General features: G+C 64.9%; 12 protein-coding genes and 1 tRNA gene. 5 read left to right on the top strand and 8 right to left on the bottom strand.

From position 1 onward, the window contains the following. Nucleotides 1-28 precede the first annotated feature (28 nt). Together trpD and RSE12_14945 are read right to left on the bottom strand one after the other, a co-directional pair. Entirely contained in the window at nt 29-1,045 is a 1,017-nt protein-coding gene (trpD, locus tag RSE12_14950) for an anthranilate phosphoribosyltransferase (GenBank protein WRH61657.1), read from the bottom strand. Then, nucleotides 1,042-1,635 carry an aminodeoxychorismate/anthranilate synthase component II gene (locus tag RSE12_14945; GenBank protein WRH61656.1) on the bottom strand — a complete coding sequence of 198 codons (594 nt, stop codon included), beginning with the start codon at nt 1,633-1,635 and terminating at the stop codon, nt 1,042-1,044. Before RSE12_14945 ends, trpD begins: the two co-directional genes overlap by 4 nt. Nucleotides 1,636-1,771: 136 nt before the next feature. Here RSE12_14945 and RSE12_14940 point away from each other — a divergent pair, with 136 nt between their 5' ends. Continuing rightward, nucleotides 1,772-3,409: a divergent polysaccharide deacetylase family protein gene (locus RSE12_14940; GenBank protein WRH61655.1), complete on the top strand. Its 1,638-nt coding sequence runs from the start codon at nt 1,772-1,774 to the stop codon at nt 3,407-3,409. A gap of 675 nt (nt 3,410-4,084) precedes the next feature. Here the strand turns inward: RSE12_14940 and trpE are convergent. The 6 genes from trpE to fabI form a co-directional block, all read right to left on the bottom strand. Then, the gene (gene trpE, locus RSE12_14935) at nt 4,085-5,593 is read right to left on the bottom strand and encodes an anthranilate synthase component I (GenBank protein ID WRH61654.1); all 1,509 of its coding nucleotides are present in this window, start codon (nt 5,591-5,593) and stop codon (nt 4,085-4,087) included. Between the two features lie 8 nt (nt 5,594-5,601). Next, complete coding sequence (locus RSE12_14930; protein WRH61653.1) at nt 5,602-7,473, bottom strand: SurA N-terminal domain-containing protein; 1,872 nt, start codon at nt 7,471-7,473, stop codon at nt 5,602-5,604. Nucleotides 7,474-7,571: 98 nt separating this feature from the next. Beyond that, nucleotides 7,572-8,750: an aminotransferase gene (locus RSE12_14925; protein ID WRH61652.1), complete on the bottom strand. Its 1,179-nt coding sequence runs from the start codon at nt 8,748-8,750 to the stop codon at nt 7,572-7,574. A 243-nt stretch (nt 8,751-8,993) separates the two neighbouring features. Next, on the bottom strand, nt 8,994-9,503 hold the full coding sequence (gene gpt, locus RSE12_14920; GenBank protein ID WRH61651.1) for a xanthine phosphoribosyltransferase: 510 nt from the start codon (nt 9,501-9,503) through the stop codon (nt 8,994-8,996). A gap of 16 nt (nt 9,504-9,519) precedes the next feature. Then, entirely contained in the window at nt 9,520-10,134 is a 615-nt protein-coding gene (locus tag RSE12_14915) for a LysE family translocator (protein WRH61650.1), read from the bottom strand. Then, nucleotides 10,131-10,958, bottom strand: coding sequence for an enoyl-ACP reductase FabI (fabI, locus tag RSE12_14910; GenBank protein WRH61649.1), 828 nt, complete (start codon nt 10,956-10,958; stop codon nt 10,131-10,133). Before fabI ends, RSE12_14915 begins: the two co-directional genes overlap by 4 nt. A 111-nt stretch (nt 10,959-11,069) precedes the next feature. Between fabI and pdxH the strand changes: the two genes are divergently transcribed. The 4 genes from pdxH to RSE12_14890 all read left to right on the top strand — a co-directional run bounded on the left by pdxH (nt 11,070) and on the right by RSE12_14890 (nt 13,096). Further along, a complete protein-coding gene (gene pdxH / locus RSE12_14905; GenBank protein ID WRH61648.1) occupies nt 11,070-11,684 on the top strand; it encodes a pyridoxamine 5'-phosphate oxidase in 615 nt (204 codons plus the stop codon). Nucleotides 11,685-11,798: 114 nt separating this feature from the next. Further along, nucleotides 11,799-12,332, top strand: a complete 534-nt coding sequence (locus tag RSE12_14900; GenBank protein WRH61647.1) for a cold shock domain-containing protein — start codon at nt 11,799-11,801, stop codon at nt 12,330-12,332. Further along, on the top strand, nt 12,302-12,781 hold the full coding sequence (locus RSE12_14895; GenBank protein WRH61646.1) for a DUF192 domain-containing protein: 480 nt from the start codon (nt 12,302-12,304) through the stop codon (nt 12,779-12,781). The genes RSE12_14900 and RSE12_14895 overlap by 31 nt, the downstream gene beginning before the upstream one ends. Before the next feature lie 238 nt (nt 12,782-13,019). Continuing rightward, nucleotides 13,020-13,096, top strand: a tRNA-Pro gene (locus RSE12_14890). Nucleotides 13,097-13,114: the final 18 nt, after the last annotated feature.

The following is a 13,114-nucleotide window of genomic DNA, read 5'->3' as shown; positions in this document are numbered from 1 at the left end:
GGCGACAGGGAAGGGAAGGGCGCGGGGCTTAGCCCGCCGAGGTGATGCGGGCTAGCGCGGCGACCTTGGCCTTGGCAGCCCCGCTGTCGATGGAGGCGCGGGCGATATCCACCCCTTCGGTCAGGGTAGCGGCACGGTCGGCCACGACCAGCGCTGCGGCAGCGTTGAACAGCACGGCATCGCGGTAAGCCCCGGTTGCACCATCCAAGAGCGCGCGGAAGGCGGCGGCGTTTTCGGCAGGGCTGCCGCCGAGGATATGCTCGAACGGGTGATAGGGCAGGCCTGCATCTTCGGGGCCGATGTCAAATTCGCGCACGGCCCCGTTTTCCAGGGCTGCCACCTGTGACCGGGCGGAGATTGCAAGCTCATCCGTGCCATCGCCGCCATGGACCAGCCATGCCTTTTCCGACCCCAGCGCAAGCAGCGTTTCCGCCATCGGCCGGATCAGCCGGGCGGTGAAGGCCCCGGTCAATTGCCGTTTCGCGCCTGCCGGATTGGTCAGGGGGCCGAGGATGTTGAAGATGGTCCGTGTTCCCAGCTCCATCCGCACGGGGCCGACATGGCGCATGGCAGGGTGGTGCATGGGGGCCATCATGAAGCCGATCCCGGCCTCGGACAAACAACGTTCCACCACTTCAGGGCCGACCATGACGTTTAGGCCCAGTTCGGTAAGCGCATCGGCAGAGCCGGATTTCGACGACAGGTTGCGATTGCCGTGCTTGGCAACTGGCACGCCCGCGCCCGCCACCACAAAGGCCGCAGCGGTGGAGATGTTCAACGTGCCTTTGCCATCGCCCCCGGTGCCGACGATATCCATCGCACCGGCAGGCGCTGTGACCTTGTGGCATTTGGCGCGCATCACCGTGGCGGCGGCGGCAAATTCATCGACCGTTTCGCCCCGCGTGCGCAGTGCCATCAGGAAGCCGCCCATCTGGGCGGGCGTGCCTTCGCCGTTGAACAACGCCTCGAACGCGGTTTCCGCTTCGGCCCGGGTCAGCGGGCGTTCGGCGGCAAGGCCGATCAGGGGGCGCAGCACATCGCTCATGCCGGCACGCGGGATGCGGCTTTTGCCTCATCCAGAAAGTTACGCAAAAGCTGATGGCCGTGTTCGGAGGCGATGCTTTCGGGGTGGAACTGCACGCCTTCGATCAGCCGATCCTTGTGGCGCAGGCCCATGATCGTGCCATCCTCGAGCCATGCCGTCACTTCAAGGCAATCGGGCAGCGTTTCGCGTTCCACGATCAGCGAATGATAGCGGGTGGCCTGAAACGGGGAGGGCAGGCCGCGGAACATGCCTTTGCCCGCATGGTGCATGTTGCCCATCTTGCCATGGACGATTTCATGGCAGCGGATGACCTTGCCGCCGAACGCCTCACCAATCGTCTGATGGCCGAGACAGACGCCGAGCAGGGGAATCCGCGCCTCATAGGCCGCTGTTGTCAGCGGCAGGCAGATGCCTGCCTGTGCGGGATCGCAGGGGCCGGGGGAGAGGACGATACATTCGGGGCGCAGGGCCAGAACGGCCTGCACATCCAGCGCATCGTTGCGTTTCACAACGACATCCGCCCCCAACTCGCCCAGATAATGGACGAGGTTGTAGGTGAAGCTGTCATAGTTGTCGATCAGAAGCAGCATCTTGCGGGGCCTTGCCGGATAGGGGATGAACCTTGATGAGGGACGGGTTATACATGGGCAGAGCGGCAAAGGGGCGTCAAGCCCAAGCGACGCCAAAGACCGCCCGAACGGGGTGGCAGGCAGAGGAGTGCAGGGTGTGATCCGGGGCTTTGTGACGGGCGTGATCTGGGGCGGTGTGGTGGCGGCGACGGGGCTTGCGGTTGTGTCGCAGGTTGCACCCTTGCCAGCGCCGGACGCTGTGGCCGAGGGGGAAGTCTCCCCGGCTGTCGTGCCGTTGCCTGAGGCGCCGGAAGCCATTGATCCCGTAGAAGAACCTGCGCCGCCACCGGTACCGGAAGTACCCGATCCGGTAGAGGCGGAGGCGGCGGAACCCGATGCGGTGGTGACCGAAGAGGTTGCCCCTGAGGCGGCCAGCGAGGCCACCCCCGAAGTGGCACCGCCCGAGGCGTTGCAGCCCGAAATCCTGCAAAAAGGCCCGGCCCCGGATGCCGCGGTCGTCGAGCCCGATCCGGATGCGCCTGCGCCGACCGACGAGCCGGTTCCGGCGCCTGCGGCAGAAGCTGCGGCACCAGAGATCGCGCCTGGGGCAGAGGCCCCTGCCGCGCCGGAAGATGCGGCTGCGCCTGAGGAAACCGTTCTGGAACAGATGCTTGCGCAGCCCGGCCCGGTGGATGACACGGCCCCTGACGCGCCCGTCTTGCCCGCAGCGCCGGATGCCGGTGTCACCGTTCCGGACGCGTTGGCCGAGGCTGCGCCGGGCCTGAGCGGGGCTGCGACGCCTGCCCTGCCGGGGGATGAGGCCGCGCCGTCCCGTACCGACGATCCGCCCGCTGTGGAAGAGGCGCTGCTGCAACCTGCGCCTGCCGCCGAAGCACCGCCTGCGCCTGCGCTGATCGTGCCGGATGCGCCGTTGCCCACCGTGCCGGACGGCGCGCCGCAGGGAACGGACGCGTCGGAAGAGATGGCGAATGCCGTGCCGGGGGTGCGGACCGACCGTCTGCCGCGCATCGGAGACGATGCCTCCCCGGCCGAGGATGACATGGCAACAGAGGGGGCGGAGACCGCAGCGCTGCCCGAGGCCGTGCTGGGCACGACCCCGCTGGAACTGTTCCGCCGCGATTTCGACAATCCCGATGCCAAGCCGCTGTTTTCGATCATCCTGATTGATGAGGGCATCCCAGCCGAGGAACGCGCCAGACTGGCCGCGCTGCCCTTTGCGGTGAGTTTCGCACTTGATCCGCTGGCAGCGGATTCCGCTGATGCAGCAAGGGTTTACCGCGCGGCGGGGCAAGAGGTGGTGATGCTGGCAAGCGGCATTCCGCAGGGGGCGACAGCGAGCGATCTGGAGCAGACTTTCCAGGCGCTGGACATGGCGATGCCCGAAGCGGTGGCCGTGCTGGACCGGATGGAGGGCGGTTTTCAGGACACGCTGGACCTGGCCCGGCAGGCGGTGCCGATTGTTGCGGAACAGGGGCGGGGCGTTGTCACCTATGACCGCGGGCTGAATTCGGCCGATCAGGTGGCGCGGCGCGAAGGGGTGCCGAGGGCCACGATCTTTCGGGTGTTGGATGCCGAGGGCGAGTCCATTCCCAAGATGCGCAACTACCTTGACCGCGCGGCCTTCAAGGCGGCGCAGGAGGGTCGGGTGCTGGTCATCGGCCGGGCGCAGGCGGATACGGTCGCCGCGATCCTGGAATGGACGGTCGAGGGGCGGGCGGCATCGGTGATGCTGGCGCCGGTGAGTGCCGTATTGGAAACACCGACAAGCCCTTGAGGACGCTGTGTTAATTCGGTGAAGGTGGCGATTTTGGTCGTGCCGCTGCTGGTGCAGACGGTGGTGCAGACAGCTGTGCATACGCGCGCCTTGTTCGCGAGCCGTTAAGGTTAACGCCAGGTAAAGGCGGTGGGGGCAGGGCGGGGCGTTTATGGAGTGTGATTTGTGGAGTGTGATTTGTGGATTGTGCGGTCCTTTCTGTGCCGGGTTGCGCGTTTTCTGTCCGGATGAGGGCGCATGGTCGGGCGGTTGGGGCGTGGCTTTGATGGGAGGCAGAGAGTTCTCTGCGATGACTGTCTGCGGCCTGCGACGGGGGGCGACTGGCTGCGGCGACGGCATGAACTCCGGCAAAGATTTTGTCCGATCCTTCTGCGAAGGATCGGAGGGGGAGGGATACTAGAGAGTGGTCCGGCCTCTGGGTGACCCACGCCTTTTGGTGCGCCGTCTATTGTGCAGCACGATGCGGTTCGCGCGGTCTGCTGGGGGCGCGTCGGGGCATGTCTTTGCGAGAGGCTGGAGGTGGCGAAGAATTTTCAGTGAAAATTCTTCGCAAAGCGCAGCGTGGCAGAATAGGGCGGGGAGGGATGCAAAATCTTTGAAGAAGATTTTGCCTGATCCTTCGCAGAAGGATCAGGTCAGAAGAATTTTCGGCGAAAATTCTTCTGCTTTGCCCTGTCAGCCGTTGTTGCGGCGGGTGAAGAGGCCAGCGTCTTCGGCTGCGCGGCGCAGGGCGCGGGATTTGTTCACCGTTTCCTGGTATTCCGACTCCGGGTCGCTGTCATATACGACGCCGCCACCTGCCTGGATGTAGAGCGTCTCATCCTTCAGCACGGCGGTGCGCAGGGCGATGCAGAAATCCATCTCGCCATTGCCGGCAAAATATCCCACGCCGCCGCCATAGACGCCGCGCTTTTCGGGTTCCAATTCGTCAATGATTTCCATCGCCCGCACCTTGGGCGCGCCCGACACCGTGCCTGCGGGCAGACCCGCCAGAAGCGCGGACAGCGCATCTTCGCCATCTGCGATCTGGCCCACCACGTTGGAGACGATGTGCATGACGTGGGAATAGCGTTCGATGATGAATTGCTCGGTCGGGCGCACAGTGCCGACCTTTGCCACGCGGCCCACGTCGTTGCGGCCCAGATCGAGGAGCATCAGGTGTTCGGCCAGTTCCTTCTTGTCAGCCAGAAGATCGGCCTCCAGCGCCTTGTCCTCTTCCGGGGTGGCGCCGCGTTTGCGGGTTCCGGCGATGGGGCGGATCGTCACTTCGCCGTCGCGCAGACGGACGAGGATTTCGGGGCTGGCCCCCACCACCTGAAACCCGCCGAAATTGAAGAAGAACAGGAAGGGCGAGGGGTTGGTGCGGCGCAGGCTGCGATAGAGCGCGAAAGGCGGCGCCTCGAACCGCTGCGACCAGCGCTGCGAGGGGACGACCTGAAAGATGTCGCCCGCGCGGATGTAGTCCTTGGCCTTTTCGACGGCGGCTTTGTAGCCTTCGTGGGTGAAGTTCGACTGCGCCTCGCCCACGGGGGCGGCTTCGCCAAAATCACGTTGGGCAGGGGGCGCGCGATCGAGATCGCGCAGCGCGTCCATTACCCGTTCGGCCGCCTGCGCATAGGCGGCGCGGGCTGACAGGCCAGAGGCGACCCAGGCCGGGGCCACGACCGTGACATCACCCTTCACCCCATCCAGCACCGCCACGATGGAGGGGCGCATAAGCACGGCGTCTGGCAGGCCCAGCGGATCGGGGTTCACGTCGGGCAGGTGTTCCACCAGACGGATCATGTCATAGCCCAGATAACCGAACAGGCCCGAGGCGATGGCGGGCAGGCCTTCGGGCAGGTCGACCCGGCTTTCGGCGATCAGGGCGCGCAGCGTATCCAGCGGGTGGCCGTCCAGCGGCGTGAAGGCGGCGGGGTCGAAGCGGGCCTCGCGGTTGATGCGGCTTTGCGTTCCGAAGCATTGCCAGATCAGATCAGGCTTCATGCCGACGACAGAATAACGCCCCCGCACTTCGCCCCCGGTCACGCTTTCCAGCATGAAGGTGTCAGAACGCGCCTCGGCCAGTTTCAGCATCAGGGAGACCGGCGTATCGAGATCAGCCGCGATCCGGGCATGGACGACCTGATTGCGCCCGGCGGCCCAGCCGCGTTCGAAATCGGCGAAGGAGGGTTCCAGCTTCATCTTGGGCGTCAGTTCATCTGGGCATGGACCGCGTTCAGCGCGGTCTGGTCGATCTGGATGCCGGCCTCGTTCGAGAGCGCATTGGTGAAGAGGGTGAAGGCATCCTGTGCCAGCGCCTGACGGGCGCGAAGTTCAATGGAATCGCGCAGGGCGGCGGCCTCATCCCCTTCGGTTTCTGCGGCCTGAATGGTGTCGAGCCGGACAAGGCCGGTGAAGCCTTCGCCCTGGATCACCTGAACCTCGCCCTCGGCCATGGTAAAGAGCGTGGGCAGCAGGGTGGTGGGGGCGCCTTCGACGAAGCCGTCGCGGGTGATGTCGCGGGTGACGCTGACGATGCCGAAGCCGCCGAGGGCGGCCCCGCCCTCGACCTCGGTCTTGATGGCGGCGGCGCGGTCAGCGAGTGCCTTGGCGGTGGCTTCGGCCTGCCAGCCTGCGAGCACGTCTTCGCGCGCCTCATCCAACGGGATGGGGGTGGGGGGGACGACGGCATCAAGGCGCAGGGCGACAAGGCCGCCATCGGCGAGCTGCGTCACTTCGGGGAAGTCGCCTTCGGCGATGGCATCGGCTGCCTCGCGGAAGCCGGGATAGGCGGTGATGCCTTCGGGGGTGTCGGTGGCGATGTAATCGATCGTTGCCAGTTCCATCCCGGTTTCCTGCGCGACCTCTTCGAGATCGGCACCGGAGGCGAGGAGATCGTCGATTTCCTCAATCCGCGCGCCAATGGCGCGACGGGCGGCATCGGTGCGAAGCTCTGCGCCGAGGGTTTCCTGCGCCTCTTCAAAGCTGGTTTCCTGCGCGGCAAGGATAGCGTTCATCCGGAACAGGGCAGGGCCAAGGTCGGATTGCACTGGGCCCGCGACGCCGGGTTCGGTCAGGGCGAAGACAGCTTCGCCTGCAGCGCCCAGATCGGATTGCGCCACATCGCCAAGGTCGATGTCATCGAGCGAGAGGCCGCGTTCTGCGACGAGGGTGTCAAAGGTGACCTCGCCCGCGTCCAGCCGGGCCTTTGCGGCCTGCGCCTCGGCATCCGTGGGATAGACGAGGCGTTCGACAAGGCGCTTTTCGGGGATCATGAATTCGTCGATGCGGGCGTCATAGAGATCGCGCAGCGCCTGTTCGTCGACCTCCATCGTGGGGGCGAGCGCTTCGGGAAGAAGGGAGACATAGGTGATGCGCTTTGCCTCACCCTTTGTGAAGCGTTCGATATTGGCGTCGTAGAAGGCTTGCAGGTCTGCATCGGTCGGGGCGGCGACGGGGGCGGGAAGATCCGCCTCGGTCAGCGGCAGGAGCGAGAAGCCGCGCCGTTCCCCGGCCCATGCGGAGAGCCGGTCCACCACGGCCGGCGGGGCGGTGAAGCCGCCGACGATTGCGCCTTGCAGGATGGAGCGGGCGACGTCGCTGCGGATGCCCGCTTCGAACTGCGCCTCGGTCAGGTTGTTGCGTTCGAGCGTGAAGCGATAGGTTTCGCGATCAAAGCTGCCCGCGGTGCCCTGAAAGGCGCGCATGGCGGTGATTTCGCCCGCCACGGTGGCATCGCCGGCCGAGATGCCGATGCGATCCGCCTCATTGTCCAGCGCGGTGCGGGTGATCACGGTTTGCAGCACCTGCTGGTCCAGACCGAAGGCCTGCGCCTGTGCAAAGGTGATGGGCGCCCCGAACTGGGCCGAGATTGCATCCATCTCTTGCCGCAGGGCGCGGGCGTAATCGTTCATCTCGATGTCACGGTCGCCAACCCGGCCGATGGAGGTGAGGCCCCCGCCGAAATTGGTGACGCCAAAGCCGCCGAGGCCGATCATCACAAGGACAAGGATGATCCAGACAAAGAGGTTGCTGGCCTTCATCTTCTTGCGGGGCTGGTCGGGTGCGGGTTCTTTGGCCATCGGTCGCGCCTTTGCGGGCTGTTGGGTGGTCATGGGTCTGCAGGTTTGTCTGCGGTCGGGGCCTGTCTAGTGGGTGACGGCGCGCTGGGCAAGCGGGGCTAGGGGCGGAAGGCGGCCAGCCTGCGAAACATCTCGGTGATCCCGGTGGCATCGACATTGGCAAAGGCGATGCGCAGCTGGCGGCGGCCGTCGGGGTTGCCGGGGGGCTGGAACATGGTGCCGGGCAGCATGAGGAGCGAGGCATCGTGCACAAGCTGTTTGGCCAGCGCGTCGGAGGCCATGTCGAAGGGGTGTTCGACATAGGCGAAATAGGCGCCGCAGCCGAGGAGTTTCCAATCGGGAAGGGCGGCAAAGCCGCTCACCATGGCGGCACGGCGCGACAGAATTTCATCCCGTTCGCCTGCTACCCATTGGGCCAGGTTCCGCATCCCCCAAAGCGCGCCGATCTGGCCCAGTTGGCTTGGGCAGATGGCGACGGTGTCTAGGAACTTTTCCACCTCGGCCAGCCGCGCGGTGCTGGCGACAATGGCGCCGACGCGGTGACCGGTCAGGCGGTAGGCTTTGGAAAAGCTGTAAAGCTGGATCAGCGTGTCGTGCCAGTCGGGATCGGTGAAGAGGTCATGGGGGCGGCCAGACCGCGCGTCGAAATCGCGGTAGGTTTCATCGACGATGAGGGCAAGGTCATGCGCGCGGCAGAGGTCGCGGAAGGCGGCGAGCGTTTCCGCCGGGTATTCCACGCCGCCGGGATTGTTGGGGCTGACCAGCACGATGGCGCGGGTGCGGGGGGTGATCAGGCGGGCGGCATCGGCGGCCTGCGGGATGAGGCCGGGGCCGGCGGGCAGGGGAACCGTGGTGACACCCTGCATGTCCAGCCACATCTTGTGGTTGAAATACCATGGGGTTGGCAGGATCACCTCATCCCCCGCGCCCGCGAGGGTGGACATGATGGCGGTGAAGGCCTGATTGCAACCCTGGGTTATGGCGACTTGCGAGTCGTGGATCGTGCCGCCATAGGCCAGGGACCATTGCGCCGCGATTTCCGCGCGCAGTTCGGGCAGGCCGAGGACGGGGCCATAAAGATGCGCGGCGTCATTGTGCAGCGCGGCATCGGCCAGCGCCTGCCGCAGGCCGAGGGGCGGCGGGTCCACCGGGGCGGCTTGGCTGACATTGATCAGGGGGCGGTCTGCGGGAAAACTGGCCCCTTGCAGCCAACGCCGCGCCTCCATCACCGGGGGGGGATCGGTGGCGGCCATGGCGGGGTTCAGGGGCAGGGTCATCGGTGGCTCCGTGGGCTGTTCGCGGCCAGTCTAGGGGGGGAAGATGCAGGCTGCGACCGCCAATTTGCGCGGGGGGCGCATCGTTTGCGACAGTGTGGCGGGCGCGTCTGTGCGAAATGGCGGGCGAGGGGTGGCGAAATCTGACGCAGATTTCGCGCCGCTTTCTGACGCAGAAAGCGGGGTCCAAGGGCGGGGGCCGGAATTTGCGTCAAATTCCGGTGCGTTTTCTGCGTCAGAAAACGCTCAATCCGTGCCGCGGAAGGGTTGGACGTATTGCAGCGCCATGTCCCAGGGGAAGAAGATCCAGGTGTCCTGGCTGACCTCGGTCACATAGGTATCGACCTGCGGCTTGCCATGGGGTTTGGCATAGACGGTGGCGAAATGGGCCTTTGGGTAGAGGCGGCGGACCAGTTCCAGCGTTTTGCCGCTGTCGACGAGGTCGTCGACGATCAGGATGCCGGTGCCATCGCCCATCAGGTCTTCTTGCGGGGCCTTGGTGACGCGGGCCTCGGTCTGGGATTGGTGGTTGTAGGATTTGACGCTGATCGTATCGACGACGCGGATGTCCAGTTCGCGCGAGACGATCATCGCGGGGACGAGGCCGCCGCGTGTGATGCCGACCACGGCCTTCCAGGCACCGCCTTCGCCCGGACCTTTGCCATCCATCCGCCATGCGAGCGCGCGGGCGTCGCGGTGGATCTGGTCCCAGCTGACGTGGAAGCCTTTTTCATGCGGGAGGCGTTCGGCGGCCATGGGGCAACTCCTGTGTTCAGGTGGCGGCGATCTTGACCCCGAGAAGCGCGAGAAGGCCCCCGAAGCTGCGGTCGATGACGGTTTTCAGGCTGATGTAGCGGGCGCGGGTGCTGTCGAGCGAGAAGATGCGCGCGACGAGGGTATTCCAGAGGGTCTCAGACGTGAAAATAACGGCGAGAAGCGCGAGATAGACCCAAAGCGGCGTGCCCTGCGGCACGGTGCCGAGGAAGATGGCGGAAAACATGACTGCCGGTTTCGGGTTGGCCAGTTGCGTGAAGAGGCCAAGGCGGAAGGCCGACAGCGCCGAGCGCGGCACGGGGCGCGTGTCATCGGTGACGAGCGGGGTCTTGGCGTCGCGCCAGAGGTGGATGGCCATCCAGATGAGGTAAAGCCCGCCGCCGATCTTCAGCGCCCAGAGCAGGGCCGGGGCGGCGGCGAACAGGAGGTTGAGCCCGAACATCGCGGCAGAGGCCCAGACGACCGCGCCCGCGCCGATACCCATGGCAAGCATCAGTCCGGTGCGGAAGCCTTCGGTCAGGCCGGTGCGGGCCGACATCAGCACGGCGGGGCCGGGCGAGATGGCGGCGAAAATTACCAAACCGACAAAGGCCAGGAAGGCGGCGATGGTCATTCCTTGCCGTTCCGCCCGGTCACCGCGTCGATATCTGGGGCATCTACGGCCTTCATCCCCACGACATGATAGCCCGCATCGACATGCAGGTTTTCGCCCGTGGTGCCGGAGCCGAGATCGGAGAGCAGGTAAAGCGCGGCCTTGCCCACCTCTTCTTGCGTGACGTTGCGGCGGAGGGGGGAGTTCAGTTCGTTCCACTTCATGATGTAGCGGAAATCACCGATGCCGGAAGCGGCCAGCGTCTTGATCGGGCCAGCCGAGATGGCGTTGACGCGGATGCCGTCCTTGCCGAGGTCTTCGGCGATGTATTTCACCGATGCCTCCAGCGCGGCCTTGGCCAGACCCATCACGTTGTAATGCGGCATGACCTTTTCCGCACCGTAATAGGTGAGCGTCAGGAGCGACCCGCCGGGGGCCATGATGGCGGCCGCGCGCTGGCAGACGGCGGTGAAGGAATAGACGGAGATATCCATCGTCATCAGAAAGTTGGCGCGCGACGTGTCGACGTAGCGGCCGCGCAATTCGTTCTTGTCGGAGAATCCGATGGCATGAACGAGGAAATCGATCTGGCCCCATTCGGCCTTCAGGCCCGCGAAAAGCGCGTCCATCGACTCTTCTGACGCAACGTCACATTCGAAGAGAAGCGGGGTGCCAATCGAGGCGGCAAGCGGTTCGACGCGCTTTTTCAGCGCCTCTCCCTGATATGAGAAGGCCATTTCCGCGCCGTGATCGGCAAGGGTCTTTGCAATGCCCCAGGCGATGGATTTGTCATTTGCAAGACCCATGATGAGCCCGCGCTTTCCTGCCATAAGTCCGGTTGACATTGCCTGTCCCTCACCCACCCTAAGTAACGTCGTAGACGTGTAGGCGATCCGACAGGCTGCATCAAGGGTGGCCGGTCGACCTGCAACACAGGATGATCGGGCGGGAAAAGCATGGACAGAAGCGGAATTTTTGCGGGCGATGACCCCTTTGCCATCGCGCGGGCCTGGTTGGCCGAGGCGGAACCGGTGGAGCCGAACGACCCCAACGCCATTGCCCTGGCGACTGTGGACAGCGCGGGGATGCCCAATGTGCGCATGGTTTTGCTGAAGGAAATCGAGGCGGATGCCTTTGTGTTCTACACCAATTATACCTCGCGCAAGGGGCAGGAGATTGCGGCGAGCGGCACGGCGGCCTTTGTTTTGCATTGGAAATCCCTGCGCCGCCAGATCCGGGTGCGGGGGGTGACGGAACGTGAAGAGGGGCCGAAGGCGGATGAGTATTACGCCAGCCGCAGCCTGAAAAGCCGGTTGGGGGCCTGGGCTTCGGCGCAGTCGCAGCCGTTGGCATCGCGCACGGCGCTGATGGCCGAGGTGGCGAAGGTGACGATGGAGCAGGGGCCGATGCCTAAACGCCCGCCCTTCTGGGGCGGCATCCGCATCCGGCCGGTGGAAATCGAGTTCTGGGCGGATGGCCCGTTCCGCCTGCATGACCGGTTCCGCTGGACGCGGGCCGAGGGCGGAACAGCCGGGGGGATGCCGTGGGAGATTTCCCGGTTGAACCCGTGAAATTCGCGCTTCGCGAATGAATGCCTTCAAACAAGTTAACACTTTGCGCTTGAATCACCCTCAGCATTGGAGTCATGTCTTGCAGGAGCTTTGGCTGGGGAAATGGCCTCTGACATGATTGATGAAGATAAGGACGTGCACGTCGTGCATGGCCGGGTGAAGTGGTTCGATCCCGGCAAGGGATTTGGTTTCATTGTTGCAGATGAAGGGGGAGCTGATATCCTTCTTCACGCCAATGTCCTGCGCAACTACGGGCAGAACTCGGTGGCGGATGGTGCAGTGATTTCGGTGAAGGTTCAGATGACGCAGCGTGGCGTTCAGGCAGTTGAAGTGCTTGAGATCGAGCCTCCGCAAGGCGTCAGCTTTCCGCTGGGGGATGAAAGTGCCCCGGTCGATGCCGATGAGATCGCCCGACTGCCCCTGGAACCCGCACGTGTGAAGTGGTTCGACAAGGCGAAGGGATTCGGCTTTGCCAACGTCTTTGGCCGGTCCGAGGACGTGTTCATCCATATCGAGGTGCTGCGCGTTTCGGGCTTTGCCGATTTGCAGGCGGGCGAGGCGGTCTGTCTGCGGATCGTTGACGGCAAGCGCGGACGTATGGCGGTACAGGTGGTGTCATGGGAAGCAGCAACGCGGCAGTTTGGCTGATCGCGGGGCTGGCGGCCCTGATGCCAGTGGCATCCTGGGCGGCCTGTTCGGTGGAAACGGTCGATGTGCGTGGCCCGGCGGGGCAGCAGCGGTTCACGGTTGAGCTTGCCGATGACGGGGCCGAGCGGGCGCAGGGCCTGATGTTCCGCGAAAGCATGCCGATGTCGGCCGGGATGCTGTTCGTCTATGAGGAACCGCGCCGCGCGTCGTTCTGGATGAAGAACACACTGATTCCCTTGGATATGATCTTTGCCGATGCGCGGGGCGTGGTGACGCGCGTGCATGCCAATGCCGTGCCGGGGGATCTGACCCCGGTCGATGGCGGCGACGGGGTGCAATTCACGCTGGAAATCAACGGCGGGCTGGCCGCGCGTATGGGTATTGTGGAGGGGGCCGAACTGCGCCACCCGGCCATCGCGCAAGACACCGCCGCCTGGCCCTGCGAGTGACGCGGGCGCTGCGTTCGGTGCTTTGGAACCTACGCGCGATCGCGTGAAACATGCCGGATCGGGGCGCTGCGCTGGTTGATGGCGTGGCGGTTCCGGAAGGGGTGGATCGCGCAGCGAATACCAGTTTAATTCCTACTTTCATGGCCTTGCCTTTTGGATCGGTTGCCGGTTCGCAACTGAGGGCCTGAGTGCAATCGGCATTGCGGCGCTGCGCTAATTTGCCTATACGGCAGGCAGTCGGGGTGTAGCGCAGTCTGGTAGCGCGCCTGCTTTGGGTGCAGGATGTCAGGAGTTCGAATCCCCTCACCCCGACCACTTCCTGCGCGAATGCCA

This window comes from Fuscovulum sp. (assembly GCA_035192965.1).
Lineage (GTDB): Bacteria > Pseudomonadota > Alphaproteobacteria > Rhodobacterales > Rhodobacteraceae > Paragemmobacter.
Note: the sequence above shows the minus strand (reverse complement) of the source record. Positions and strands in the feature narration are given on the sequence as shown.